General features: G+C 69.0%; 1 protein-coding gene. It reads right to left on the bottom strand.

From position 1 onward, the window contains the following. A partial coding sequence (locus tag ABD768_RS43025; protein ID WP_344850774.1) for an AMP-binding protein occupies positions 1-552 on the bottom strand: 552 nt, incomplete at both ends.

Here is a 552-nt window from a genome sequence, read left to right as displayed (position 1 = left end):
CTCGGTCTGGCCGTAGGCGGTGATCACCGTTTCGACGCCCAGCTCGGACTGCAGCCGCTCGATCAGCACGACGGGAACGATGGTCGCACCGGTGACGATCAGCCGCAGGCTGGACAGGTCGTATCCGGTGCGTTCGGGATCGTCCAGGATGGTCTGGAAGATGGTCGGCGCTCCCGGGAAGACCGTGATCGCTTCGGCCGCCACGGCTTTCATCGCCTCAGTCGGGGAGTAGACGGCGAGCGGCAGCATCGTGGCGCCGAACAGCAGGCTCGGCAGGATCCCGGCCTTGTAGCCGAAAGTGTGGAAGAACGGGTTCACCATCAGGTAGCGATCGCCGAGTCCGAGCCCGCCGTTGGCGCCCCAGCCGTGCGCACCGGCGACGGTGTGCCGGTGCTCGGCGAGGACCCCTTTCGGGGCGCCGGTGGTGCCGGAGGTGAACAGGATGTCGCTCAGGTCGTCGGGGCGCACTGCTTGCGCGCGCCGGTGGGCGGCGGCGATCCCGGCGTCGGTCGCGCCGCCGACGAAGTCGTCCCAGGCGATGACGTGGTGATC

The sequence above is a fragment of the Kribbella ginsengisoli genome, from assembly GCF_039537185.1.
Classification (GTDB): domain Bacteria; phylum Actinomycetota; class Actinomycetes; order Propionibacteriales; family Kribbellaceae; genus Kribbella; species Kribbella koreensis.
The sequence above is the reverse complement of the archived record's forward strand: the minus strand, read 5'-3'. Positions and strand labels throughout refer to the sequence as shown.